The sequence below is a fragment of the Floridaenema flaviceps BLCC-F50 genome, from assembly GCF_041929275.2.
Classification (GTDB): Bacteria; Cyanobacteriota; Cyanobacteriia; order Cyanobacteriales; family Aerosakkonemataceae; genus Floridanema; species Floridanema flaviceps.
Genome location: NZ_JBHFNR020000001.1, coordinates 1087842 through 1113223, shown reverse-complemented (window position 1 = coordinate 1113223; position 25382 = coordinate 1087842). Strand labels below are relative to the sequence as shown.

The window sequence follows — 25382 nt, the reverse complement described above, 5'->3', positions numbered from 1 at the left end:
ACTTACTTTATCTCTTGAAGCACTACTTCTTTAGTTAATAAAAGATGATTATGCAGGAGGTCTTTTTCATCGAATAAACGGCAAACTTTCGCATAAGCGTTGCTAGCCATTTTTGCCGATCTTTCCTGATTTTCTAAGCACTGATGAATCGCATTTGCTAAAGCTTTAGGATTACCAGGATCGACTAGATAAGCGTCATGTTCATCGGCTACCATTTCGGGTATACCAAATACATTGGTGCTGACAATTTTTAACTCAAATGCCATTGCTTCTAAAATCACTCTAGGGAAAGATTCCTCAAAGGTGGAAAATACAAAAAGATCGCTCATGGCGAAAAAGTCATAAATTTCTTTTGTTTCGTGAAAGATATGTACGTTTGGCAAATTTAATTTTTTAATTTGATGTTTGACAAAATTAAGATAACTGGGCACGCTACCACCAACGATCGCACAATATAACTTACTCTCCAACTCTGGATATTGAGTTACCAATTCTTTGATCGCTTCGACTAAAATATGCTGTCCTTTCCGTTCGCAAATAGTTCCTACCATCAGCAGGAAGATCGCATTTCGATCGATCGCATATTTCGCCCTCAGTTCTGTTTTACTATGGGATTGGCGGAATTGATTGATTTTTTCGATCGCCACTGCACCCGGTAAAGTGCGGAAATTATCTTGCGTATTCAAGTATTGGAATATATTTGCGGTTGTTTGCGATTGAAAAACTATTCTCGTAGCGTTGACAAAACAATCATTGAGCACTTCCCTCATTGATAATCGATCGCCTTCTCCAAAACAAACTGTCAAGCTTTTTTCGAGAGAAACACTTTCATGAATATGCCAAATACTTGGCACATTAAATAATTTAGCTAATTCTATCCCCCAAGCAGTTGTCAAGGTGTTACATACCACCAGATCGAAGGAAGCTAAATCAAGACTATTTCCTAATTTTTTCAACCGTTGGCGATATTCTTCTAACATTTCATCAGCTTGGGGTAAATGTTTGGGAACTATTTTTACTGGGATATTCAATTCTTCATAAAAGTCCCGTAAAACCCCATCTTCGGGAGAAATTACATTTACTTGATATCCCCCAACAGTGGCAAAATAACGAGCGTAATTGTAAACAATTAAGGGCGCACCTTCGAGATTTAAGTTGTGACTAACGACGAGAACTTTTAATTTTCCGACTCGATCTGTGTGACAATAATGGTAGGGATTCACAGCCATCCAGGGGTCATCGATATTTAAATTTTCGTTGATGTAGGGATCGCAAAAATCTGGATATCTGTGCAAGAAATTCAAGTGTTCTTGATAGTTATATTCTTTCCCTCTGGAAGCGCTGGTAACATGAATTAAAGTAGCTTGTGGTGTAACAACAACTCTTTTGCCAGATTGAAAAACGCGCAAACAGTAATCTACATCGTTGTATTGAACGGCGAATTTTTCTTCATCAAATCCACCTAATTCTCGATATAAATTTGTATTAGTTAAAAGACAAGCGCCAGTGACAGCAACAACGTTACGGGTGGCGTGTGGTAAAGCATTATAACCTGCCTCTTCTTTGGGTAAGCGATCGAACAAATGATCCGCTAATCCATGATGGGGGCCAACAATTACTCCGGCGTGTTGTATAGTGCGATCGGGATAATAAAGTTTCGCCCCAACTACTGCCACTCCCTCTACTGACATCCACCCTACCATGTCTTCTAACCAACCGGGAGCTACCGCTTCTATATCATTATTTAAATGCAACATTAAGGGAGTATCAACATAGCTTGCCCCGATATTCATTAACCTTGCATAATTAAAAGGTTCGGTAGTTCTTCCCGAAGGAACGATTCGGCATTGAAAAACGTTTTCTCGTTCTAATTTCTGAAAATATTCATGAGTTTTTTCTTCTTGAGAACCGTCATCAACTATTATCAGTTTAACGTAACGTTCCGGGACGGTTCTTTTTAAACTTTCGACGCATCTTTCTAATAATTGAACTTTATCTCGCGTCGGAATGACAATAGTTACCGGATTCTCTGCTAATAAAGAATCATCCCATTTTAGCTGGTACAAACACCAACCATTTTTTTCGGCAATGGCAGGTAAAAAAGGTTTAGCTTTTAATCCTCGACGTGCGATCGCATCTGATATCCCTCGATAAGCACTATCAAAAATATAGCGTTTTTGCATACCATGAGAAGCCGTACTTTCCGCATGGCATCGCCAGTGATAACAAACTTTAGAAATATGCTTAACTTTTTCTGGTGTTGTTTGTTCGCTTACCCGTAAAAATAAATCGAGATCCTGTGCTCCTTCATATCCTTTTCGCATCCGCCCAACTCGATCGATTAAAGTTTTGCGAATCACCGTAAAATGTTGAGTAAAATTATGAGTGAGCATCATTTCTGGACTCCAATCCCCCTTGAATTGAGGATCGTAATAACGCTCATTGTCTATCTTATTTTCATCAGTATAAATCCAATCAACATCGGGATTTTTATTAATACATTCAGCAACGTGCAATAAGGCATCTGGCGATAACAAATCGTCGTGATCTAAAAAGCCGATGTATTCGCCTGTAGCTAGTTCGATCGCCGAATTTGTAGACTCAACAATGTGACCATTTTCCGATCGCAAAACTACTTTAATGCGCGAGTCAGATTTCGCTGCTTTTTTAAGAATTTCTTTAACGTGAGGTTTAGTCGAAGCATCATCAGCCAAGCACAATTCCCAGTTAGGATAAATTTGGGAAGTTACCGACTGAATCATTTCTTTGAGAAAGAGTTCATCGGTGTTATAAATGGGAACAACTACGCTAATTTTTGCCCCAGTATGTTTTAGTTTTTGGGCATCTTCTTTCATTTTTGCCAAGAGTTTTGGCGTTAGACGATTGCGATCGATCCATCGTTGATAATGATCTTGCAATTGCCAAGGATGAGTGATGTTGAAATTTGCGATCGCCGCATCAGGATTAGCTTTTAACTGTTGATAATAACGCCGCAATTTCCGCACCCATTGCATCGGCGAAGCCGATAAACGTCCATGTTTAAATGCAGCTACAGCTTTCTTAAGAGCACCATAAATAAAAATAACTGGATTTAGGCTTGTAGGTTCTGGAGGTGTGGGAATAATCACTGTTACCAAGCGCGTAAAACAACAAATTCTTTCCCCATTTTCCAAAATCGCATCAATTTTAATCCTCAGAGTTCCCGAAAAATTTGGCCCTAAAAAAATGTTCCAGCGAAAACCTGATAAAGCAGCATTTGGTACATCAGGAAATACTTGTGCCACATCTGGACGAGGTACATTATATGTAATTGGTTCTTCCCCCGCCTCATCTCTAGCTAACAATAAAGCGCGAATCGATCGATTGCGGCTACAAAGCCAACCAGCTACAACCAAAGTGCTGTTAAAATTAGTTTCATGAGTAGTTGGCGCATCCAAACAACCCATTAATTCCCCGCTAGGAGTTACTTCAACAAAAGGTGATTCTTGTACAGCAATATCTGTCTGTTTCCCCTGTGGTAGGGTAGACTTGGTACTTTGCAGAATTTTCTCAACTACACCGCCAAATTTGTTCATGTTTGCTCAATTGTTTTTGGTGAAATTATTCCTTACTTCAGCCTTAGCAATGCTCTTTTAATTTTTCCGAATATACCGCTTTTTGCTTGACTAATAATCCTTCGCGCCTCCTGCAATTCTGCTTGAGTATTGCGAAGTTCGGCTTGAGTTTGCTGCCATTCCCCCTGCATTTGTTGCAACTGTAACTGCACCTTTTCCCATTGGGCGTAAATCAATTTTGTTTGAGCTTGAGATTCTTCCCAAGCTGCATGAATTAACCTTGTTTGTTCTTGCGCTTGTTCCCAAGCTAGATGAGTTTGTTGTAACTGAGATTGGGATTTTTCCCATTCGTCATGAATTTTTTTAATTTCTAATTGTGCTTGTTCCCATTGATGATGAATTTGTGCGGTTTGAGATTGAGATTTTTCATTAGTTTGGCGCAGTTCTTCTTGTGCTTCCTCCCAAGCAGTTTGGATGCGCTGCACTTGCGCCTGTGATTCTTTTCCTACTACTTGCGCCTTTTCCCATTCTGTTTGAATTTTTTGGGTTTGTTCTTGAGACTTCTGCCATTCAGCTTGAATTTTTTGCACTTGAGATTCTGCTTTTTCCCATTCAGAATGAGTTAAGCGCAGTTCTTTTTGTGCTGCTTCCCAAGCTGTTTGAATTTGGTGCAATTCTTGATGAGAAATTTCCCCGAAAGCTTGCACTTTTTTAACTTCTGCTTCTGCTGATTCCCAAGCTGTTTGAATTTGCTTAACTTGGGATTCTGCTGCTTCCCAAGCGGCTTGAATTTGTTCTAATTGTTCTCGCGCTTCTTCCCAAGCAGCTTGAGCTTTTTGTAAGCGAAATTCCATGTCTTCGCTACGCAGTCTTTCTCTTAACAAAGCTGCATCTTTTTCAGCCAAAATGTTGGCGAAATTACTCTTATAAATATCCAAGTGTTTAGTAGATATGTAACGCACTAATTTTTCGTGATTTTCGGGAATTCGACAAAAAGTAACCATCGAATCTTCTCTGACTCGATAATCAAACATGACTTCAGGAATATGATAGAAGTTCCAGCCTTTAGCTGCCGCACCTAACCATAAATCCCAGTCTTCATAACCTAATTTATCGGGTATTTTATCATCATAACCACCACAATCTAGCCAAACTTGTTTCCGCAATACGGCACAGGCATCAATATAGTTACCCATCGCCAGTTTATTTATATCAAAATCTGGCACGGGCAAAATATCTTTTCTGCGATCGAATAGTTGCATATCTCCGTAAACAACTCCCACTTCCGGGAATTTATCGAGAATTTCGATACTTTTGGTGAGATATTCTGGTCTAATTTTATTGTCGCTATCTAAAGGTAAGATGTAGCGTCCTCTAGCTTTGCTAATTCCTTTATTTCTCGCTCTAGCTAATCCTTGGTTATTTTGGTCAATCACCCAATAACCGTTATCTTTCAAATATTGTAAGACTTTTTTGGTTAAAGGTTCCGTCGAACCATCATTAACAATGACGATTTCATAAACAGCTTCTTGGCAACTTTCCACACTGGAAATTGCTTCTAAGATAAACTCTCCTTGGTTATAGCAAGGAATCACCACTGAAACAGCAATTTCTGAGTTTTCTTCAGTTGTCAATTCTGTTTCACTTTCTAATACATCTGCGGATGTAGTTGTTACTTGAGTGTGCGTCACTTCTGTTAATCCTGCTAATTCCAAAGAAAAATTATCGGGTAAATCTGCTGCTGCTTCCAATTCTGCCAAAAGGCTAAAGCATTCAGAATATTTATTATAGATATGTTTTACCACTGAACTCTGCCAAGGTAAGTTGGTAAACATCCGCCAGTCGTAAATTTGTTTAAATTTGGCTTCCCAGTCGCGATCGTAAAATTGCCAATCCAACTTACTTTTTAAAAGTTTAACTAATCGCTCTGGTTGTTCAATAATGGCGCTAACATTGACTAAAATACTTTGCTCTGAATGTTCCCGATAAAACTTTAACAAATGTCGATTATAAAACGCCCAAGCTTTCAGGGCATAGTCAGGACGATCGCTAAAAACCAAAGAATTTGGGCGAACAATAGAGTTTAGCACATCCCAAGGATAGCGGTAAACAAATAGATATTTTACTTCTGGTAATAACTGATGCCAAAAGTCTAACATTAGGGTGGTGCGTGGGTCTTTCCAACCCCAAATTTCCCCATAGTCTTGCCGACTTTTGATTAATTCTTTGGTTGCTTCTGTGTATTGGGAAAACTTGCTATAATCTAAAAATTCGCTGGTTGTCCATCCCCAATCATGCCAACCTATTTCTTCGCTACGGCAAGAATTTTTGAGAACTTCTCTTTGGAACTCTAAAAAATCTAAGTCTTCAAAATAGCCTTTGAGATTTAAGGCATCTGAGGGAAAAAATCTCTCTCCTAAGTTTACTCCGATCGCTTGAATAAATGAAGCTACCAACGAAGTGCCTGAGCGGTGCATTCCTGTTACTATCAGCGTCAGAGACATTGTTAATTTCCTGCTTTTGTTTGCATTAACTCTACTTTTTCAGGCCATTTTGGGGCATCCTGTGCGGTTTCTACTGCTGTTACTTTCAGGGTGACTTGTTTGCCTTTAATTGCTAAAAATGTATTGCGATCGGTTTCTTGGTTTAATCTTTTTCTTTCATAATTAATTACTGGAGGATTGTGGCATTCGTACACTGAAGTAAAGCCAACTGCTGCTAGTAAGTTATAAAAAGAATAGCGGGTAAACCAAAAACTTGTCGGATTATCTAATGATGCCCACAATGATTTTTCTTTGTCTTCCGCTGTTGCTTCAACACTGTGTTCGACATAGCTGCTACCCCAATATTCCCGATCTTTATAAAGATAGCATTTTTCGGCGTTTGTGCTTACGTGGGTGTCTGCGATCGCCAAATTCTCACACACTTCTGCTATACTTTCCATAAAGTAAAAAACATCGGGCAAATCCAAATGGTAAAAAATGCCCAAACATAATACTACATCAAAACTGCCATACTTAGCTTTACTAAGATTTCTGACATCATCTTGAACGAACTGAAGATTATCTAAACCTAAGATATCTTTAGCGAAATTTGCCTTAGCGATATTCGCTTTTCTTCCTTCTATTCCGACTACTTCTGCCCCTTGCAATGCCAGTTCTACTGCATATAAACCTTCCAAACAAGCTAAATCCAAAACTCGCAACTCTTCCCAAGGTTTATTAACAGTATCGGCTATCATTTGTAAGATTCGTCTTACCTTAATCTCTGAACCATTACCGCGATCGCTAATCGTGTAAATACCATTGCCAAGGTGAATGTTATGATTAGTCCATTCACCATATTCAGCAACGATCTCTTGTTGTTTGAGCTTAATAATTTCCGGTTCCATTTAACCTAGCTAAAAACAACAAATCACAAATGTTCTCCCAAAGCAATTTCCATTTCTTCGGGATGTTTTTCAGTTAAATCTGAGTTGATAGTTAAACTCGGTTTAATCATTAAGTCAACAATCCCAGTACTGTAGGAATTAACCTCTGGTTGTACTCTAAACATTGCGGCATCAATATGCCTTGATAAAAAGGTAAAATGCCCATCGACTAAACCTGTAACACCTGCATTCAAGAAGTAAACACCTGGGGTTAATAAACACTTGAATCGGAACTTAACTATGACAATTGTTTCCGGTTCAATATGATAAATTTCTTGAGAAGAAGCAGTAAAGGAAGCACCTCCGAGTTCTAAACCGCTGACAGTTTTAATTAACATTCCAAATCGCACTTGTTCGGCTGGTTTCACAAAGGCAACCGAGTAGGTGTAAATGTATTCTTTTCTGCCTACTAAGTTATTGACTACTGTACCATCAAGCATGGTAATGTGAGGATTAATTATTTTGGCTCCTCGTGGTACATAAGAAATAGTATTTGATGGTACTAATTCGGGATCTAAAAATTCTCGAATTTCCGCTTCTACAACATTTTCCGGTGCCGTTTCACAGGTAACATCAACAACGGTCTTATTTTCGATAACCGAAATATGCTGTTTAAATGAATCGTAGCTAACTACGTTTTGTAATTCCCGAATTTCTTCTCTTAATGTAGTAACTTTTTCTTCCGGGGCATACATTAACTTGTGATATTTATCGAGAACAAATTTCGGGTGATGGAAGAGTAACTTTTCGCCTCTATCCATTAAAATAGCAGCATCACAAATGTCAATTACAGCACTTGCTGAGTGAGAAACAAAGAGAATTGTGCCACCCCTGGCGCGAATTGATTGAATTCGCGAATAGCACTTGCGTTGAAAAGCTTCATCACCTACAGATAGTGCTTCATCTACGATTAAAATATCCGGTTCGACGCTAGTAGCAACAGCGAAAGCCAACCGGACAAACATTCCGCTAGAATAGGTTTTTACTGGATGGTCGATAAAATCTCCGATATCTGCAAAAGCTGCGATTTCATCAAATTTTTCGGCAATTTCCTGATAGCTTAAACCCATCAATTGACCGTTAAAAAATACATTTTGTCTGCCAGTAAATTCTGGGTTAAAACCACTACCTAATTCTAACAATGCGGCAACTCTACCGTTAACATGAACTTCGCCACTGGTGGGAGTGAGAGTACCGACAATGATTTGCAATAATGTACTTTTACCGGAACCATTGCGCCCGACAATTCCCAAAGTTTGCCCTTTAGGAATGTCTAAATTCAAATTTCGCAGTGCCCAAAATTCTTGACATTGAGTTTTCCCTGGTAATAATAACTCTTTTAGGCGATCGACAGGACGAGCGTAACGCTTGAAGCATTTCGAGACGTTTTGGAGAGAAATTACGATTTCAGTCATGGAATTGCCGCTATGATTAAAAACTAATTTTCAGTGGACAAGCGAGATTTTTTATGGGGGTTTTTGATGGAAGTTTAGAGAACATCAGCGAAGGCATAACGCAAGCGCCGATAGACCGATAAACCGCCATAAAATACTATTAAAGAGAACAGAGAAACCATTCCCCATTCTCCTAAATGCTTGACTGTGCCGCTTAAAATTAACTCTCGATAAATTTCTGCGATCGTTGTCATTGGATTTAGCCAAAATACCCATTGTCGGAACTTTTCAGGAATCACAGTAATCGGATAAACGATGGGAGTCAAATAAAACCATAAATTAGTTAAAACTACCAAAGTTTGCGGTATATCGCGCAGAAAAACTGTTAATCCTGCCACCAAATAACTTAAACCCGCAGTAAAAAGTAACTGGGGAATCCAAATTAGTGGTAACAGCCAAAGGGTAAGATGAATTGTCTTTGTTGTTAGTGCGACCAAAATGATTAAAGACATCATTCCTAGCGTACTTTCCACAAAGGCAGAAAAAACTGGCACCAATGGCAACAAAGCCAAAGGAAATACTACCTTTTTGACTAAATTAGGTTGATTAATTACCGAATTAGCTGCTGGTAATAACCCGCCCACAAACGCATTCCAAGGAATTAATCCAGCAAATATCCAGATGCCAAAAGAAAGGTTGCTCTCTGGTAATCCATGTAAGGGCAACTTGACTTTTAAAACAATCGAAAAAACGTAAGTGTAAATCAGCAATTGTGACAACTGGTTGAGTAAAGGCCACAAATTGCCCAAAACAGACCCTTTGTGCCGCGCCTCCAAGTCTCGTATTACCAGCGCCCTGAGTAGATCCAATTTAGCCCGCCATAAAGCATTAATCGGTAGCTTATTGCTTAACCTTTCTGCTTTTCGGGCAACTCCTCTCATTGACCTCAGCAATGCCTGTTTCCTCACTCACAATCAACACACCACACTCCGCGAAAACCGATTAGTTGCTTCTAGCTTTGACCTGGTTTAGATTCAGTTCCGAGCCACTAAATCGGTTTTTCCTACTAAAGTTAGACAGTATAGCAGTGTTCCGATCGTCTAGAAAGTGGCTAGAAGATGTATTTAAAGAAGTATTTATGGTTACTACTGAGCCATTTTTCCCAAGCGATCGACTGGTCACATAACGTATTAGGTTAAGATTTTATTCAGATTTTGGCAATTGATTGGGGGACTGGGGAGGTGGGGGGATGGGGAGATGGGGGGAATTTCCTTAATTTAGATCAACAACTCTCCCCACCTCCTCTGACCGAACCCACCTCCTCTGACCGAACCCAAAACCCATTGCCCAAGTGCCACACTACCTTTAGACTGTGTATGGTTGATAGATTGGAGTTGGAATGGAAATCGGTCAAAAAGTGCGGGTACGCCGTCTTAGGGATAGATCCCCAGCAAGCGTGATTGGTTGTTTGGGTAAGATCGGGACAATCAAAGAGTTCAAAATGGTAGATGGCAGCGGAGTCGGTGTAGTTGTCCAATTTGAGGACAAGTTTACCACCTGGTTCTTTGAGGATGAATTAGAACCCGTAAACGCATAAGGAAGAGAAATGTCTCTAATTTTGACTTTTTTGGGTAAAGGTGGTACAGGTCGCACTACAGTTGCGATCGCAGCCGCGAAAAAGCTAGCCAGTCAAGGCAAAAGAGTTCTCCTGGCAACACAGGACACAAGTCCAGCTTTTGGGCTGCTTTTGGGTGCTACCTTGAACCCAGAACCACAGGAACTGAGCCCTAATTTACATGGGGTTCAGTTTCAGACTTCCTTGCTGCTAGAACGCAGTTGGGAAGAAGTGAAAAACCTGGAAGCGCAATATTTGCGGATGCCCTTAATTAAAGAAGTTTACGGTCAAGAGTTGGGAGTCCTACCCGGAATGGATAGTGCTTTGGCTCTCAATGCGATCCGTGAATATGATAAAAGCGGCAAATACGATGCGATCGTCTACGATGGCATCGGAGATCAAAACACATTGCGAATGTTCGGAATGCCAGAAATTCTCAGCTGGTATCTGCGTCGTTTCCAGACTATTTTTAGCAATTCTGATTTGGGTAGAACCCTTTTGCCCTTTCTGCAACCAATTGCTAGTGCAGTTCTAAATATTAGCCTGACCCCAGAAAACTTGTCCAAACCTAACAGAGCCACTAATCTTTTAGATGAAGGAAAAGCAGCAATTGCCGACCCGCATCGAGTAGCGGTTTACTTAGTCACAACAGGCGACCCAAGCAGCATTGCTACAGCTAAATATCTCTGGGGTAGTGCTCAACAAGTGGGTTTAACTGTGGGTGGGGTAATTCTCAATCAAGCAATTTTGCCGGATACTGTGGTAGCGGAAATTGCGGAAAACTTACAACAAGTTTACGAGACGTTCGATCGCGAATCTGCGATTACTAATACCGTTTCTTCTGAATTTGCTCCCTTACAAATTAGCAATCTTCCTCAGCGTGTGGGTGACGACTGGCAAGCTTTAATCAATGCAATGCCTGATTTTCGCGCCGCCGCAATGGTTCCCAGACCAATGGAAGTTGACGTGGCAGCAAGGCAAGTAAAATTATTCTTGCCCGGATTTGACAAAAAACAAGTTAAACTCACCCAAAATGGCCCAGAAGTCACCCTAGAAGCGGGAGATCAACGCCACAATATTGAATTACCTCCCGAACTGAGTGGAAATTCAGTTAGAGGAGCAAAATTCCAAAACAACTATTTAATTCTTTCCTTCTAACTAGAAAATCTAGTAGCAGCAATGTCTGACCTCACACAACCTGAACTTACTCCAGAAAAAACCGAACAAATACCAGTAGATGTTCAACCCAACACTGAGGCGGAACTCGCGCCGAGTCGCAGTGCTAAAACTCGGCAAATGCTGGGAATGAAGGGTGCGGCATCTGGGGAAACTAATATTTGGAAAATTCGCCTGCAACTGATGAAGCCAATCACTTGGATTCCCTTAATTTGGGGAGTCGTTTGTGGTGCGGCTTCTTCGGGTAACTATACCTGGACGTTAGAAAATGTCCTGATTGCGGCTGCTTGTATGTTAATGTCTGGGCCGTTGTTAGCAGGATACACCCAAACAATTAATGATTTTTACGATCGCGAAATTGACGCAATCAACGAACCCTATCGCCCCATTCCTTCCGGGGCAATTTCTATTCCTCAAGTCATCACTCAAGTTTGGGTGTTGTTATTAGGAGGAATTGGAGTTGCTTATTTGTTGGATTTGTGGGCGGGTCATAGTTTCCCGACAATTACGGTTTTAGCGATCGGTGGTTCTTTCCTGTCTTACATTTATTCTGCACCACCTTTAAAGCTAAAGAAAAATGGCTGGTTAGGCAATTATGCCCTTGGTGCCAGTTACATTGCTTTGCCTTGGTGGGCAGGTCACGCATTATTTGGCGACCTCAATTCCACAATTATTGTGTTAACACTGTTCTACAGTTTAGCAGGTTTAGGAATTGCGGTTGTTAATGATTTCAAAAGTGTGGAAGGTGACAAACAACTGGGTTTACAATCTCTGCCAGTAATGTTCGGAATCACCACTGCTGCTTGGATTTGCGTGTTAATGATTGACATTTTCCAAATCGGAATTGCTGGCTACTTGGTTTATATTCATCAGAACTTGTCTGCCACAATTTTGATGTTGTTAGTCATCCCGCAAATCACTTTCCAAGATATGTATTTCCTGCGCGACCCCTTGAAAAACGACGTAAAATATCAAGCAAGCGCTCAACCTTTCCTAGTTTTAGGAATGTTGGTAGCTGGCTTTAGCTTTAGGTCACGCCGGAGTCTAAAAAAGGTTCGTTGTAAGGACTTCAGTCCTAAGTTCGTTGTAAGGACTTCAGTCCTAAGTTAGTGACATCAGTAAGACTAAAGTCTCTACAACGAACGATGCTTTATTTCTAGGTAAATGGATAAAATGTGGGATAGTACACATTTAGTTATTCATCGGCAGTAAGTAACCGTGTTTAAACTGCTTTATCCCCTAGTTCATGTCATTCAACCCTATTTAGTACCGATCTGCTTTGTTTTAGCATGGTCATTAGTAATTATGATTGCTTGGAGTCTGTGGTCAGCTTTTAGTGATAGCGTCTCCAGAGCCAAAAAAATGCACGAAATCCCCTGTACAGGTTGTCAGTTTTTCACTGCTGACTATCGCCTGAAATGTACAGTGCATCCTTCAATTGCTAACACTGAAGATGCCATAAATTGTAGCGACTATCAAGCCAGAAAGTAGATTTATGTTAGTCAGAAAACTCAGTGATTGTACCGTTTATGAGTAAATCAGGTAACAGGAAACAGATAGAGGTTTAAAAATCATTAGACTCTAGCAAAAATCAAAGTATATCATTAGGTTCATCTGCGTTCATCTGCGTTTATCTGCTTTCATCTGCGTACTTAAAAAAAATATGAAACCAAACAAACTCGCCTTATTTTGCGCCTGTTTCTTAGGAATTAATTTATTTTGTACCCCAATAGCAAACGCCCAAAAAATATCTAGTCCGGTATCCCAACAAAATTACACAACCCAAGAATTTTTCCAGAATCTTACTCAAGCAAATGTGATTTATTTAGGAGAAACTCATACTAGCGAAGCAGATCACAAAGCGCAGTTAGAGATTATTCAACAAATATATGCGAAAAAGCCGAAAATTGCGATCGCAATGGAAATGTTTCAGCGTCCTTATCAGGGGGCGATCGATCGATACCTAGCTGGAAGAATCACCGAACAAGAACTTTTAACCCAAACTGAATATCAAAAACGTTGGGGTTTTTCTTGGGAATATTACGCCCCCATTCTGCGTTTTGCGAAAGAAAATCTTATCCCAGTTTTAGCTTTAAATACTCCCAGCGAAGTCACCAGAAAAGTTGCACGCCAAGGATTAGAAAGTCTCACCGCAGAAGAGAAAAAATACATTCCTCCTATTTCTGAAGTTCGCACAGATAACGCTGAATATCGCCAAATGTTATCCGATATTTTTAATCAACATCAAAAAGGTGGACATGGTTCTAGCGCGAATTTTGACAGATTTTTTGCCGCACAAGTTTTGTGGGATGAAACAATGGCGGAAAACATTGCTGAATTTGTCAAAGATAATCCAACTTATACAGTGATTGTATTAGCTGGACAAGGACATTTAGTGTATGGTTATGGTATTCCTAGTCGCGTTGCTAGACGTTTAGGTAATAGTTTAGTCCAAAAAACTATATTACTAAACTTTGATACTGAATTCCCCTTAAAGAAAGATCAACCCGTCGCTGATTTCCTCTGGTCAAATTAATTGTACGTTGTTGCGCTTCAGCGCTTTTCCCACTGAAGTGGGAACAACAAACTTTCTGAATGTTTGTTGTAAGCGCTTGAGCGCTATTCCTACTGAAGTAGGAACAACGAACTATTCTTTAATGTTTGTTGTAGGCGCTTGAGCGCTATTCCCACTGAAGTGGGAACAACAAACTATTCCTCACTATCATTAAAGTTTACTTGTTCGTAGATGTCGGTGAAGTTAATTTGTAAGTCTATTGAACTTAATTGTATAGTTGCATTTTCCGATTCATACTCAGTTAATAACCATTTTCCATCCAAAGTTTTACTATATTGCATTGCATAATATCTGGTTTGGTCAATTAATATATATTCTTTAAATTCAGGAATCGATCGATAATAAAGAAACTTATCTCCTTGGTCGTAATTTTTCGTACTTTTAGATAAAACCTCAACAATTAATGAAGGATTGGTTACAGTAGTTGTATTAGTTCCTTCGTAAATAGGTTCCCCTTCAATTAGCATGATATCAGGGTAAGTGTATTGACGATAACGAGGTATCCACAAACGTACATCAACGAAATAAATATCGTAATTTTGCCCTCTTAAAGCATACTTCAAGAAAGCATAAAAACTCCCGACAATTTTATTATGATTAGTAGTTCCACCCGTCATTGGTACAATTTCCCCATCTCGATATTCATTTTTATATTCTGCTGTTGCTTCTAGTTCTAAATATTCTTCGGGGGTGTAGGAACGTTTGAGAGTTTGCATTTCCATAATTTATCACCTATTAAGAACGGCGAAAGGCGATCGAAATACCGAGTATAAAACCTAGTGCGATCGCTACTGCTAATTTTTCCCAAGGTAGCACAAATAAAGCCACAATTCCCACCAAGGAACCAAAGGATAAACCCCAAAATAGTAGCCTCATTTTGTGGGAAGAAAACTGCAATTTCTCTTCTACAGCTTGGAGAGTAATATCAATGCTATCTAAATCTTGAATGATTTTTTGGATATCCTTACCTGTTTCTCTTTCTAATCTGGCAATAGCTTCTCTATCGGCTTTTACTGGAGATATTGACAATCTGAGTAAAGCTTCTTTTAAGGGATATTCTAACCTAGTTTTTAACTTATTATCCATAACTATTTCCCCTCAATAAATTAGCGATAAGGAACCAAGAATTTCAACAATAAAACTTTCCCCAATCCCCAGTCCCCAATCCCCAGTCCCGAATCACTTTTTCCCTAAAAATTCTACCAAAGGTTTAAAGGTTGGGATTAATTCTGGGCGACTGACTACTAAAGTGGGAAAAGATCGATCGCCATAATCTTTCCCCTCTTGTAACGGAAAAGGTGATTCCTCTCCCAGATTAACAAAAATACCCCCAGCAGCTTGAACAATGGGCCAAATTCCTGCTAAATCCCACACTTTTGGGGTAGTTTCCACACCGCCTAAAGCTGCGCCAGTAGCAACAGAAAGAAAATCATAAGTTGTCACACCCAACATCCTAATTTTACAAGGCATATTGTTTTGCAAGACTTCTGTACTGCGGGAACAAAGATTAAAAAAGTGATTATTACTCGGTTCATCTTTACTAGTTTGAATCGGGGTATTATTTAAAAATGCGCCATTAGATTCATTAGTTTGAGAATTTCCATACCAATAACCGTGAAAAGATTGGTTAATGTGGGGGAAATCTACGTAACCGAAAATGGGCATTCCTTGATACAACAAACCTAAAGAAATTCCCCAAATGGGAATTCCTCTTGTAAAATTAGTTGTGCCATCGATCGGATCGATTACCCAACACCATTCTGCACCAGAAAAGACATGAGATCCTTCTTCAGTTAAGACATCATGACTGGGAAAATGGTCATAAATTGCGTTTTGAATTTCTTGATCTGCCCATTTATCAGCTTGAGTTACCAAACTTCCATCAGCTTTGAAATCTGGTTTTAGTTGAGCATAATCTGCCAACAATTTAGTACCAATTCTCGCGGTTGTTGTTTGAGCAAAATTTAAAATTGTTTCCTGGAAATTAGTCATTGGTTATTTGTCATTAATCATTGGTTATTTGTCATTGGTTGATTCCCCGGAGAATCAATCTAAATCATTTCCTAAGACAGAGGCGATCGCATCTTTAGCATTAGTGCGAAATTCCATTACATTTACTCTCCTTAAAAACCAAACAGCTACAATCATTCCCACTGCTTGCAAAGCAAACACCAATCCATAAGCTAATACCAAATTGGTAAATAATTTTTTCCCCAAATCTAATACTACACCACCTGTAAAAGTTGCGGATGCTCTAGCAATTGCTTGGGCTAATCCCCACGCACCAATGAAAGTTCCAGCAGTTTCAGCCGCAGTCAAGTCTAACATTAAACTAATTGCGCCAGTAGTAGCGACTCCAGAACCTAAACCGAATAGGAACAAGGCAAATAGTAGGAGTTTGGGATTTTGGGTAAAACCGGAAAGTATAATCAATATAAAACAAACTGCTACTGCTAAACAGCCGACTTTGGTAGTTTTTTGTTTCCCAATTCGCGGCACAACTAAAAAGCCTGTTGTACTCATGCCAATTAATGTACCGATACCCCAGAAAGCATTCAAGTTTCTTGTAGTTTCACTTATGGTCATATTGAATACTTGTCTGCCGTAGGGTTCTAAAACTGCTTCCTGCATGAATAAACTGATCGTCATAATCAGCAAAAAGGTAAAGAAAATAGCTGTTTGCCGTGATGCCGTGAGAATTCGCCAAGCTACACCCAAAGTAATTTTATCTTCCCGGTCTACTAAGAGCGATCGCACTCCATAATGAGAATACTTTTTTTCCACTCCAAATGTTGCCAAAATTGCCAACCCAAACACCACTACTGGAACAATAATAAACAAGTTATTAATTGCAGATTGTAAAATTTCCAACGGCGCATTTGATTTTACTCTGTTAAGCAAACTGCCACCAAGAATCGCCCCCACAATAATTCCTACCATCAGCATTGACCAAACAATGCTGACAATTTTAGAACGATTGTCTTCTTCTGAAACATCAACTAATAACGCCGCAAATGGAGTAGAACTCATACTTAGCGCCAATCCATATAATGCAAAGATTAACGCTAATAATGCAGTCCAACCAACAGTTTGAGTTGTTAAACTCCAACCCCCAGCCGCTTTTACCGCATTTCCCAATTGCCACATTACTTGTACAGCGACAAAAGAAGCAAAAGTAAATAAAGCCGCACCAATCCAAACATAACTCGTGCGATGATAACCAAAAATCGGTTTAGCATCGGACATTTGCCCAAACCATAATCTTACTGGTGCGATAAATTGGTGCATTGCGATCGCGCCTGCAGCTACGATCGCGTTAATGCCAAGGTCAGCTATCATCACTTGGTTTAAAATTCCCAACGCTAACACCGACATAATGCCTAATCCCATTTGAAATAAGCCCAGTCGGAACATAGTCAACAAGTTAACACTGGGAATCACCTTGGGATTTGCTGGCTCTAATGAATCTGATTTTGAAAAATCGCCAGTTGCCATAATTACTTTTTAGGTAAACAGTTTATAACTTCTCCTTGATCCAGTTTAAAGATAAACTCTCTCAGGTAGCTGCAAAAATTTCTCACTCTCCACTCACCTTTATAACAACGTTAGACTGGAAATGTAACAAAGTGTAAAGCGAGTGGAAAAACAGCCGTGCAAACCATCACTTTAGGACAAAATGGCCCCGCAGTCACACCCTTATGTGTGGGAACTTGGGCATGGGGTGATAAACTGTTTTGGAGTTACGGCAAAGATTACGGTTCCGAACAGTTACGGGAAGCTTTTCATGCTTCAGTAGATGCGGGAGTTAACTTTTTCGATACTGCGGAAGTTTACGGCAATGGAGTTTCCGAAGAATTGCTGGGAGAATTCATCAAAGAAACTGATAAACCTGTACAAATAGCCACAAAATTTGGCCCTTTCCCTTGGCGATTTACGGGAGGTTCAGTTTCCGACGCGCTAACAGCTAGTTTAAGACGTTTGAAGTTGGAATCAGTAGAACTTTATCAAGTTCACTGGCCTTTTACCTTTTTTCTGAGTCAACAAACTTTGATGCAAGCTTTAGCGGAAGAATACAGAAGAGGCAGAATCAAAGCAATAGGAGTCAGCAATTATTCTGCTGAAGAAATGCGCCAAGCTTATCAATATTTAGCTGATTATGGTGTACCTTTGGCGGTAAATCAAGTGCGCTACTCGTTACTTTCTCGCAAAGTAGAAAGCAAAGGAATTATTTCCACTGCTAAGGAATTAGGCGTTACCATTTTGGCATATAGTCCTTTGGCGCAAGGGTTGTTAACTGGGAAGTATGTTCCTGGCAATAATAACCAACCAACTGGGGCGAGAAAAACTGATTCTCGTTTTAGTAAAAGTGGTTTAGAAAAGATCTCTCCTTTAATTAGTTTAATGCGGGAAATTGGGAATAAGTACGATCGCACCCCCGCCCAAGTCGCCCTAAATTGGTTAATCGCCCAAGGTAACGTAATTCCCATTCCCGGCGCAAAAACCGCCGAACAAGCAAAACAAAACGCAGGCGCTTTAAATTGGCAAATGACTGAAGAAGAAGTCGCCAAATTAGAACAAGCAAGCCGCCCTTGGTTAGAATAAACAGTTTAGGACTTACGCCTCGGCTGTATTCGTAGGGTGTGTTAACGCCAGTGTAACGCACCGTTCCACCATATATAGAGTTAGTGCGTAAGTCCTACAATTAATAGACCTCTGGCAAAAGCCGACAATCTCCCTATATAAGCTGCTACGCATTTAAATCCAATAAAGCGGCGGGCAAGATGCCCACCCCACAAGAAAAAGGTAAAATTTGGCTCTCAAATTAGGTGCGTAGCAGCTTATCTGTGTTCATCTGTGTTCATCTGTGGACATCTGTGGTAAAAAAATCCGAGATTTCCAACTTTTGCCAGAAGTCTCCATTCAAAATCTAATTCTTCCCTACTACCTAAACTATGAAACTCTTATCAGACTGGGGCTTTTCTCTCGAAGGTTTGCGAACTGGCAATAAAGGTGAATATTGGTTTTTAGCTCAAGCTTTAATAGTTATTATTTTCCCTTTTTTACCAGCTTATCGACCAATTTGGTTAGCACTTAATTCAGCTAGTTATTTGTATTTCAATTGGGGCGTTGCTGCGATTTTAGCATTAATCGCTTTAGTGTTTTTAGGCAAAGGTTTAATAGATTTAGGAAAACAGTTAACACCTTTACCTTATCCTAAAGAAGATGGTGAATTAGTGCAAACAGGAATTTATAGTTTAGTGCGTCATCCTCTTTATAGCGGGTTAATTTTTTTAACACTTAGTTGGGCAATTTTTCAAATGAGTTTGACTCACTTGTTTGCAGCTTTAACTCTGTTTATTGTCTTGAATGCGAAGGCGAGTAAAGAAGAAGCTTGGTTAAGTGCAAAATTTCCCGAATATGCTGAATATCGGCAAAAAGTCAAGAAGTTGATTCCTGGGTTGTATTGATAGTAAGTTGCATTAATCAAAGTAAGTTTGTTTCTAATTTCTCTCCTAAGTAGGTGTAAATAAATAAAGTGAAAATAGTTATTTATCAATGGGGCGGGCAAGATGCCCACCCCACAAGAAAGCTGGAAATGTTGTGGGGTGGGCATCTTGCCCACCCCACAAGAAAGCTGGAAATGTTGTGGGGTGGGCATCTTGCCCACCCCACAAGAAAGCTGAAAATGTTGTGGGGTGGGCATCTTGCCCACCTTTGTTTTACTTTATTTAGATCTACCTACTTACTCTCTCAACGGGTAGGTTTTTTGTTAGTAAATTGTTGGTGATTTTACTTAGCTCATTAACCTAAAAATCTTTCAATTTACATCACAATAAATGATTAATACTCTTGTGTATAGATGACTCATCGGCTATATAAGTGATGTGGATTTGCTAGTTATTACGTAAATAGTTAACAAGAATATTTAAGTTTACGCAAAAACACATATCCGTGTAATTACTAATTGTAAAGTCGATCTTAAAGAGTCGGTAAAAGTTAGTATTTACTACTTTCAAAACCTAATGCTCACAAGTTATTGTGTAATCAAACTCTTCGAGCAAGGTAATTTTTATGTTTGATTTAGATTCAAGTAATAGTTTTCCACAATCTTTTTCGCCGCTTACTAATTCAGGTTTGGATCTTCAACAAACAGATGAATTATCTCTAAAATCGTTAAATCAACAGCTATCTTCCCCCCCCCACATATTAGGAGAAGTTAGTCAAGAGGCAATAGATACAAAAAGTGTAGTATTGAGCGGTAATCCTAGTTTGATGCCGCTTTGTGCATCGCCATTAGGACAAGAATCTGATAGTTTAAAGACAAATAAATCATCAGTAGATGAGTTAACTGGGGAAGTTTTCTCAAACAGTAATCATCCAATCTTAGAGCAGGCGCTACAATTTGCTCAAAATGATTTGAAAGGTTTGGCGAAAGATGCAGATTTCAATGCTAAGATGAATCGCGCTTTCGGTAATGATTGGAATGCTGAGGTATTTAGTAATTTAGTTCAAGAGTTTGCTAAAGGTAATTTTAGTCAGCTACCAGTAGTTGAAATTCTGCCATCGGCGGCGATTAATGGGGCGAATGGTGCGTTTGCTAGTGTGACGAATACGATTTATTTAGCGAAAGAGTTTGTTGAGCAAAATGCTGGTAATCCAGGTGCGATTACGAGTGTGTTGCTAGAAGAAATTGGGCATTATATAGACTCGAAAGTAAATGTTGTTGATGCTGCTGGGGATGAAGGAGATATTTTTGCCAGAGTTGTGCAAGGTAAGGCGATAAGCGCAGGTGAACTTCGGGATTTAAAGAGAGAGAATGATCATGCGATTATTACTATCGGTGGTAAAGACATTTCTATAGAAAAGTCTCAGATTGCAATGGCATCTATTGGTGATACTGTTTACCAAACACATCGGGGTTTAGACAATAAAATTTACACTCGTTTTTCTAAAGGTTTTACCCCCGATGGAGAGGGAGTCATCTGGAGTGATTGGACAAAAACTACTAGCGGAACAACCTATAGCGCTCCCAGTTTAGAAACTTTCAACGGCAAACTCTATCAGTCTTCGCGAGGTACAGACGATAAAATCTATACCCGTTTTTCTAACAGTATTTCCCCTGATGGAATCGAATGGAGTCCTTGGGTTGCGGCTGAAGCACCTGCAAGGACAAAGAATGCTATAGCTTTAGAGGTGTTCCAAAACAAACTCTATCAGTCTCACCGGGGTTTTGATAATAAAATTTATACCCGTTTTACCTCCGATGGAGTCAACTGGAGTCAATGGACAGCAACTACTAGCGGAACAACCTATAGCGCTCCCTCTCTAGAAGCTGTTGGCAACAACAAACTCTATCAATCTACTCGAGGTACAGACGATAAAATCTATACTCGTTTTACCTCTAATGGAATCAACTGGAGTGAATGGAAAGAAGCTGGTGGAGAAACCTATAGCACTCCAGATATAGAAGAGTTTAATGGCAAACTCTACCAGTCTCATCGCGGTACAGACGATAAAATCTATACTCGTGTTTCAGCCAATGGAATCAACTGGAGTTCATGGAAAGAATCTGGTGGACAAACACCGACTGCTCCGACATTAGAAGCTGTTGGTAACAAACTCTTTCAGTCTCATCAGGGTCTAGATCAGAAAATTTATACTCGATTTTCCAAGAGTGTTGCTTCTAATGGTGAAATAACTTGGAGTAGTTGGAAGGAATCTGGTGGAGAATCACCGCTCGATCGCGATGACTTTTCTGTGATTCCTACAGGTGAATTCAATGCCGAATACTACAATAACAAAGACCTCAGCGGCGCTCCCACTGTCATCACTAAAGAGAGCAAAATTGACAAGAATTGGGGTGCTGGTGGCCCTGGTAAAACGATCGGAAATGACAACTTTTCTGTACGTTGGACGGGTAACTTTAATTTCGACCAGGGTAATTATGTGTTTAAGGTGAAAGGTGATGACGGATTTAAGCTTTGGGTAGATAACAAATTGGTGATTGATAAGTGGAAAGATCAGACGGTAACTGAAGAATCTGGCAATTTTACGTTGAGCAAAGGTACTCACGAAGTCAAAGTTGAGTATTACGAGAAAACAGGTACTGGTCAAGTTAAGGCTTGGTGGGAGAAAGGTGGCGGTACTCCTAATCCAAATTATATTTACAAGCCGACTGACTATCTCAATACACTGTATCAAGACAATAGGAATAATGTCATGAAAAGAATTGATCACGACGGAACTTCAGCATTTGATTCAGTAGATGGTGATTCTGATAATAGAGTGTACGCTTTAGTGGGAGGGGAAGTAATTGAAGCAAAGAATGGCAAACAATTTTCTAAGGCTGTTTTCGACAATTGGGTATACAACGGAACCGTTGCGATATACAACAAAGAGTTGAACAAGACATTCATTTACTGGCACTTTGCTGAGGGATCGATTGATGAATCTCTACAAGGAAAAAATATTGCGCCAGGTTCTATGATTGGACGAGAAGGTAGCACGGGTTACAGTACTGGAGATCACACTCACGTACAAGTTCATGAAGGTCGAGTAAATGTTGATATGTCCCGTCCTAATACTGTACCTGGCCCTAGTAGTCGCCTTAAAGTGGACAGTGTATTTCAAGAGGCAGTAAGAAAGGGATTGGTGAAACTATATCAATAACTTTTGATCCCAGTTCATAAGCTTAAATTGAAGTGCGATCGCACTTCCCATTTACTCAGAATGCGATCGCATTTTTTGTCTCCAATCTTCAAAAACAATTCAGTAATCAATATTTTCAATTGTAGGGACACGGCATGATTAAGATTTAACCTTTGACCAAAATATTTATGATGCCGTGTCCCTACAGCCATTTCTCAAGTGGACTGAATAAAATATGTATTTAGTCGGATTTATCCGAGTTTAGCTATGAGGCGGGGAATTGATTCCTCGCTGGGTGATGGCAACCGCTCCAAGATTTTTGTTTGCAATTTTCAAGAGCGATCGCATTTCCCATTGATTCAAAATGCGATCGCTTTTTGTACGGGTTTGAAAATGCGATCTCATTCAAACAACTACAATAAAGGGGTAATTATTTAACTTAATTAGAAGATTCTTGTTGCGCTGCTTGTCTCACCTCTTCCACAGACAAACCTAACACCTCAGCAATCTTCTTTTCTGTTAATCCTGTTGCCAATAAGTTTGGTACTGCTTCTAACTTTCCTAGCAAGCGCCCTCGAGTCTCTCCTTCTTGCAAACCTTCTTCTTTCGCTTCCTGATAAACTCGCGTTTGACGGATATCACCTAACCCTAACATAGCTTGTATTTCCTCCCTGCTTTTCAGGGTAAACTTGTAGATAATTATAGTTTCGATCAATTGTAGCAATTCCCGTTTTTGTGCTTCATCGCTAACTTCCTCGCTTACTTGTTCTATCAACTGTCTGGCTTTGCTGACAGCCGTTTCTTCTGGTTCTATCACTAATTTTACCGTTTCAATGCCTAGAGACTGATGTGCCGATCGCTGTTCATCCAGATAGATGCGCGTTACTCTCTCAGAAGCAAGCAATTCTTGATACTGCCTAGTATCGCTTGATTCTGCACTTCTGGTAGGATAAATTACCACTCCACGCCAATCATTTTCTACTTCGTTTTTATCCAGATATAGAAAGATTTCAGCAAAAAATCGAGCGTAAAATCTTTTGTCTATTTGAAATTGAACTTCGGCAAAATAAATGGGTGTTTCGGTAGTATCTTGTTTGGGCAGATACACACCATCAATACGGAAGGAAAGTTGTTTAACTTCTACGGATGAGAATTGATAAATATCGGCAACTTCTGGAGGTTGTTCGAGCAGTTCAAAAAATATGCTAGGCAAAGATTGGAATAAGCGATAAAAGATCGTATCTGTTTTCACATTTTTGCTATAAATTAATATTTTTATTGTAACTTATATCCGATGATAAACACATAAATTTTTATTGTAATAATCAAAATTTATGTGAATAAATAAAAGAAGCGATCGCATTTCCCATTTATTCAGAATGTGATCGCTTTTTGTACGGGTTTGAAAATGCGATCGCTTTTGCAATTGATTATGAGTAAATTAAACTCTATAATATGATTTTTAATTTACACTCCAATTTCCCCAGGAGAGCAGATATTGAATGCTCCCATTCAATGGAATTCTAAAGGATCTGGCACAGACCTAATTCGCTCCACACAGATTAATGGACGGACTCTTAAAATTAAAAGCGGACATGGTTATAACCGTCCTCATATAACTGGTGATGTCAGCAACATCGGTACAATGGATGAAATTGACTATGCGATCGCATTAGACATTCAGCTAACTCTCGCCTCTGGGATCAATTTCCCACCCATAACTGCTACCCCACCTTATATCGAGAGAGATATCATTGTTAATGGGCAAGGCATCACCTACAGGGCGCTGGAACTGCCGTCGGGTGCGATCGAAGTTACCACTTATTTCCCTACTCCGTGAAATAACAATGAGCGAAACTCTCTATGATTTGGCAAAACAAATTAAAGCTTTAATGGCAGCCGATTGGCAAAATAACTCGGCTGAACTATCATCGCAAATGGCTGAAATAAAAATTCGTTTCCTTCAGGAAATTATTCAAGTTAATCAGCCTGATATGCTCCAAAAAATTATCGAATTAGATACTGATTTAGAAATGCCATTTGATATCATTCAAGCCACATATCAACAGCTATTAAAATTATGTTTTCGGGATACTAACACTTTGCGTAACTATGCTCATTACTTATTGCTTCATGGGCCTGATTGGGATGCAGAAGCAAATAATATTCTAGCAAAATTGTCAGCCGAAAAAGCAACTATTAATCCGGTTTAATAGGGAAGTATTGAGAGCGATCGCATTTCTTATTTACTCAGAATGCGATCGCCCTTTTTTCCCTTCCTAATCTTAAGTCACTGGCAAATTAACAATCCGATCTTGATATTCATTTTTAAAAGAAGCTTCAGCAACAAAAATCAAATCTTCAATAGTTTGACCCATACTCAACTTAGGATTTAAAATAAAAATTCCTGGCACATGGCGACCAGCAGCTATATGGTCAGTTAAATGAACAGGCATAGATGTACGGTTATTAGTCACTAAAACAAAATCGTACTCCTCACACCAACACAAAATTTCTGGATCTAAAGTTCCTCTGGGAGGAGTCCCAGGTTCACCAACTACCCACATAACTATATCGGGATTTCGTCGATGTAACTGTGTTTTATAAGTAGGGTCTACATTTTCATCCAACAGATACTTCAGACTCATTTGCTTTTTTCATTGCCTCTCTTTCTGCTTTTAATTTCCGCAATCGCACTACAGCTGGAGGAGGATTTAATTCTTGAGCTTTACGCTGTTGTTCTCCCCACTCTAACCAGTTAGCTAAATATTGACTAATTACGTCTTTATTATGCAGATAATAAAGGATTGTGGCATAAACTTGTTCTAGTGTTAGTGAAGGATAACTTTGAGCAATTTCTTCTGGAGTTCGAGAGCGATGAATGAAATCATAAAGGACGGTTTCTATTCCTACTCTTGTGCCTTTGAGTCTAATATCATCGGGACGTTGAAAGTCAAAATAGTCTTCTAATTGCATTAGTCAATTCTCC

The 25382-nt window shown here is 39.5% G+C and carries 23 protein-coding genes and 1 pseudogene; 10 read left to right on the top strand and 14 right to left on the bottom strand.

All coding sequences use genetic code 11. The annotated features are described in order from the left end of the window. Positions 1–2: 2 nt before the first annotated feature. The 5 genes from ACE1CI_RS05415 to ACE1CI_RS05395 form a co-directional block, all read right to left on the bottom strand. Positions 3–3575 (bottom strand): glycosyltransferase, encoded by a 3573-nt coding sequence (locus ACE1CI_RS05415; RefSeq protein ID WP_413263366.1) that lies wholly within the window; start codon positions 3573–3575, stop codon positions 3–5. 32 nt (positions 3576–3607) lie between these two features. Further along, positions 3608–6058 (bottom strand): glycosyltransferase, encoded by a 2451-nt coding sequence (locus ACE1CI_RS05410; protein WP_496615255.1) that lies wholly within the window; start codon positions 6056–6058, stop codon positions 3608–3610. Positions 6059–6060: 2 nt separating this feature from the next. Continuing rightward, entirely contained in the window at positions 6061–6945 is an 885-nt protein-coding gene (locus ACE1CI_RS05405; RefSeq protein WP_413263368.1) for a class I SAM-dependent methyltransferase, read from the bottom strand. 23 nt (positions 6946–6968) lie between these two features. Further along, a complete protein-coding gene (locus ACE1CI_RS05400; RefSeq protein WP_413263369.1) occupies positions 6969–8399 on the bottom strand; it encodes an ABC transporter ATP-binding protein in 1431 nt (476 codons plus the stop codon). Positions 8400–8473: 74 nt separating this feature from the next. Next, the gene (locus ACE1CI_RS05395; protein ID WP_413263420.1) at positions 8474–9319 is read right to left on the bottom strand and encodes an ABC transporter permease; all 846 of its coding nucleotides are present in this window, start codon (positions 9317–9319) and stop codon (positions 8474–8476) included. Between the two features lie 458 nt (positions 9320–9777). Between ACE1CI_RS05395 and petP the strand changes: the two genes are divergently transcribed. The 5 genes and pseudogenes from petP (at position 9778) to ACE1CI_RS05370 (ending at position 13705) form a co-directional block, all read left to right on the top strand. Next, positions 9778–9975, top strand: a complete 198-nt coding sequence (petP, locus tag ACE1CI_RS05390; protein WP_413263370.1) for a cytochrome b6f subunit PetP — start codon at positions 9778–9780, stop codon at positions 9973–9975. 9 nt (positions 9976–9984) lie between these two features. Then, a complete protein-coding gene (locus ACE1CI_RS05385) occupies positions 9985–11151 on the top strand; it encodes a Get3/ArsA fold putative tail anchor-mediating ATPase NosAFP (protein ID WP_413263371.1) in 1167 nt (388 codons plus the stop codon). Positions 11152–11289: 138 nt separating this feature from the next. Beyond that, positions 11290–12217: pseudogene (gene chlG / locus ACE1CI_RS05380) on the top strand (chlorophyll synthase ChlG). 170 nt (positions 12218–12387) lie between these two features. After that, positions 12388–12660, top strand: coding sequence for a hypothetical protein (locus ACE1CI_RS05375; RefSeq protein ID WP_413263373.1), 273 nt, complete (start codon positions 12388–12390; stop codon positions 12658–12660). Positions 12661–12832: 172 nt separating this feature from the next. Continuing rightward, positions 12833–13705: a ChaN family lipoprotein gene (locus tag ACE1CI_RS05370; protein ID WP_413263374.1), complete on the top strand. Its 873-nt coding sequence runs from the start codon at positions 12833–12835 to the stop codon at positions 13703–13705. 173 nt (positions 13706–13878) lie between these two features. On the opposite strand, the gene ACE1CI_RS05365 is transcribed toward ACE1CI_RS05370, so the two are convergent. The 4 genes from ACE1CI_RS05365 to ACE1CI_RS05350 form a co-directional block, all read right to left on the bottom strand. Then, entirely contained in the window at positions 13879–14466 is a 588-nt protein-coding gene (locus tag ACE1CI_RS05365; RefSeq protein WP_413263375.1) for a Uma2 family endonuclease, read from the bottom strand. 13 nt (positions 14467–14479) lie between these two features. Next, a complete protein-coding gene (locus ACE1CI_RS05360; RefSeq protein WP_413263376.1) occupies positions 14480–14830 on the bottom strand; it encodes a hypothetical protein in 351 nt (116 codons plus the stop codon). A 93-nt stretch (positions 14831–14923) separates the two neighbouring features. Next, positions 14924–15736, bottom strand: coding sequence for an inositol monophosphatase family protein (locus ACE1CI_RS05355; RefSeq protein WP_413263377.1), 813 nt, complete (start codon positions 15734–15736; stop codon positions 14924–14926). Positions 15737–15790: 54 nt separating this feature from the next. After that, complete coding sequence (locus ACE1CI_RS05350) at positions 15791–17239, bottom strand: BCD family MFS transporter (protein ID WP_413263378.1); 1449 nt, start codon at positions 17237–17239, stop codon at positions 15791–15793. A gap of 156 nt (positions 17240–17395) precedes the next feature. Here ACE1CI_RS05350 and ACE1CI_RS05345 point away from each other — a divergent pair, with 156 nt between their 5' ends. From ACE1CI_RS05345 to ACE1CI_RS05335, 3 genes are all read left to right on the top strand, one after another. Beyond that, positions 17396–18346 carry an aldo/keto reductase gene (locus tag ACE1CI_RS05345; RefSeq protein ID WP_413263379.1) on the top strand — a complete coding sequence of 317 codons (951 nt, stop codon included), beginning with the start codon at positions 17396–17398 and terminating at the stop codon, positions 18344–18346. Between the two features lie 350 nt (positions 18347–18696). After that, positions 18697–19212: a methyltransferase family protein gene (locus ACE1CI_RS05340; protein ID WP_413263380.1), complete on the top strand. Its 516-nt coding sequence runs from the start codon at positions 18697–18699 to the stop codon at positions 19210–19212. 604 nt (positions 19213–19816) lie between these two features. Then, complete coding sequence (locus ACE1CI_RS05335; protein ID WP_413263381.1) at positions 19817–22414, top strand: PA14 domain-containing protein; 2598 nt, start codon at positions 19817–19819, stop codon at positions 22412–22414. A gap of 14 nt (positions 22415–22428) precedes the next feature. Here ACE1CI_RS05335 and ACE1CI_RS05330 read toward each other — a convergent pair whose 3' ends face one another. From ACE1CI_RS05330 to ACE1CI_RS05320, 3 genes are read right to left on the bottom strand one after another with little or no spacing between them, the layout of a single operon-like run. Continuing rightward, a complete protein-coding gene (locus ACE1CI_RS05330; RefSeq protein WP_413263382.1) occupies positions 22429–22605 on the bottom strand; it encodes a hypothetical protein in 177 nt (58 codons plus the stop codon). 49 nt (positions 22606–22654) lie between these two features. Further along, positions 22655–22798 (bottom strand): hypothetical protein, encoded by a 144-nt coding sequence (locus tag ACE1CI_RS05325; protein ID WP_413263383.1) that lies wholly within the window; start codon positions 22796–22798, stop codon positions 22655–22657. Between the two features lie 34 nt (positions 22799–22832). After that, positions 22833–23645, bottom strand: a complete 813-nt coding sequence (locus ACE1CI_RS05320; protein ID WP_413263384.1) for an Rpn family recombination-promoting nuclease/putative transposase — start codon at positions 23643–23645, stop codon at positions 22833–22835. A gap of 246 nt (positions 23646–23891) precedes the next feature. On the opposite strand from ACE1CI_RS05320, the gene ACE1CI_RS05315 reads away from it, so the two are divergent. Both ACE1CI_RS05315 and ACE1CI_RS05310 read left to right on the top strand, forming a co-directional pair. Further along, positions 23892–24233 carry a hypothetical protein gene (locus tag ACE1CI_RS05315; protein WP_413263385.1) on the top strand — a complete coding sequence of 114 codons (342 nt, stop codon included), beginning with the start codon at positions 23892–23894 and terminating at the stop codon, positions 24231–24233. A 7-nt stretch (positions 24234–24240) separates the two neighbouring features. Continuing rightward, positions 24241–24606 carry a hypothetical protein gene (locus ACE1CI_RS05310; protein WP_413263386.1) on the top strand — a complete coding sequence of 122 codons (366 nt, stop codon included), beginning with the start codon at positions 24241–24243 and terminating at the stop codon, positions 24604–24606. 72 nt (positions 24607–24678) lie between these two features. Here ACE1CI_RS05310 and ACE1CI_RS05305 read toward each other — a convergent pair whose 3' ends face one another. Together ACE1CI_RS05305 and ACE1CI_RS05300 are read right to left on the bottom strand one after the other, a co-directional pair. Further along, entirely contained in the window at positions 24679–25041 is a 363-nt protein-coding gene (locus ACE1CI_RS05305) for a DUF5615 family PIN-like protein (protein ID WP_413263387.1), read from the bottom strand. Further along, positions 25016–25369: a DUF433 domain-containing protein gene (locus ACE1CI_RS05300; RefSeq protein WP_413263388.1), complete on the bottom strand. Its 354-nt coding sequence runs from the start codon at positions 25367–25369 to the stop codon at positions 25016–25018. The genes ACE1CI_RS05305 and ACE1CI_RS05300 overlap by 26 nt, the downstream gene beginning before the upstream one ends. Positions 25370–25382 lie beyond the last annotated feature (13 nt).

What these genes read in the sequence shown, in the direction of transcription:
- ACE1CI_RS05415 (WP_413263366.1), bottom strand. Translation starts at nt 3,575, where the DNA reads ATGAACAAATTTGGCGGTGTAGTTGAGAAAATTCTGCAAAGTACCAAG.
- ACE1CI_RS05410 (WP_496615255.1), bottom strand. Translation starts at nt 6,058, where the DNA reads ATGTCTCTGACGCTGATAGTAACAGGAATGCACCGCTCAGGCACTTCG.
- ACE1CI_RS05405 (WP_413263368.1), bottom strand. Translation starts at nt 6,945, where the DNA reads ATGGAACCGGAAATTATTAAGCTCAAACAACAAGAGATCGTTGCTGAA.
- ACE1CI_RS05400 (WP_413263369.1), bottom strand. Translation starts at nt 8,399, where the DNA reads ATGACTGAAATCGTAATTTCTCTCCAAAACGTCTCGAAATGCTTCAAG.
- ACE1CI_RS05395 (WP_413263420.1), bottom strand. Translation starts at nt 9,319, where the DNA reads ATGAGAGGAGTTGCCCGAAAAGCAGAAAGGTTAAGCAATAAGCTACCG.
- petP (WP_413263370.1), top strand. Translation starts at nt 9,778, where the DNA reads ATGGAAATCGGTCAAAAAGTGCGGGTACGCCGTCTTAGGGATAGATCC.
- ACE1CI_RS05385 (WP_413263371.1), top strand. Translation starts at nt 9,985, where the DNA reads ATGTCTCTAATTTTGACTTTTTTGGGTAAAGGTGGTACAGGTCGCACT.
- ACE1CI_RS05370 (WP_413263374.1), top strand. Translation starts at nt 12,833, where the DNA reads ATGAAACCAAACAAACTCGCCTTATTTTGCGCCTGTTTCTTAGGAATT.
- ACE1CI_RS05365 (WP_413263375.1), bottom strand. Translation starts at nt 14,466, where the DNA reads ATGGAAATGCAAACTCTCAAACGTTCCTACACCCCCGAAGAATATTTA.
- ACE1CI_RS05360 (WP_413263376.1), bottom strand. Translation starts at nt 14,830, where the DNA reads ATGGATAATAAGTTAAAAACTAGGTTAGAATATCCCTTAAAAGAAGCT.
- ACE1CI_RS05355 (WP_413263377.1), bottom strand. Translation starts at nt 15,736, where the DNA reads ATGACTAATTTCCAGGAAACAATTTTAAATTTTGCTCAAACAACAACC.
- ACE1CI_RS05350 (WP_413263378.1), bottom strand. Translation starts at nt 17,239, where the DNA reads ATGGCAACTGGCGATTTTTCAAAATCAGATTCATTAGAGCCAGCAAAT.
- ACE1CI_RS05340 (WP_413263380.1), top strand. Translation starts at nt 18,697, where the DNA reads ATGAAACTCTTATCAGACTGGGGCTTTTCTCTCGAAGGTTTGCGAACT.
- ACE1CI_RS05335 (WP_413263381.1), top strand. Translation starts at nt 19,817, where the DNA reads ATGTTTGATTTAGATTCAAGTAATAGTTTTCCACAATCTTTTTCGCCG.
- ACE1CI_RS05330 (WP_413263382.1), bottom strand. Translation starts at nt 22,605, where the DNA reads ATGGCTGTAGGGACACGGCATCATAAATATTTTGGTCAAAGGTTAAAT.
- ACE1CI_RS05325 (WP_413263383.1), bottom strand. Translation starts at nt 22,798, where the DNA reads ATGAGATCGCATTTTCAAACCCGTACAAAAAGCGATCGCATTTTGAAT.
- ACE1CI_RS05310 (WP_413263386.1), top strand. Translation starts at nt 24,241, where the DNA reads ATGAGCGAAACTCTCTATGATTTGGCAAAACAAATTAAAGCTTTAATG.
- ACE1CI_RS05305 (WP_413263387.1), bottom strand. Translation starts at nt 25,041, where the DNA reads ATGAGTCTGAAGTATCTGTTGGATGAAAATGTAGACCCTACTTATAAA.
- ACE1CI_RS05300 (WP_413263388.1), bottom strand. Translation starts at nt 25,369, where the DNA reads ATGCAATTAGAAGACTATTTTGACTTTCAACGTCCCGATGATATTAGA.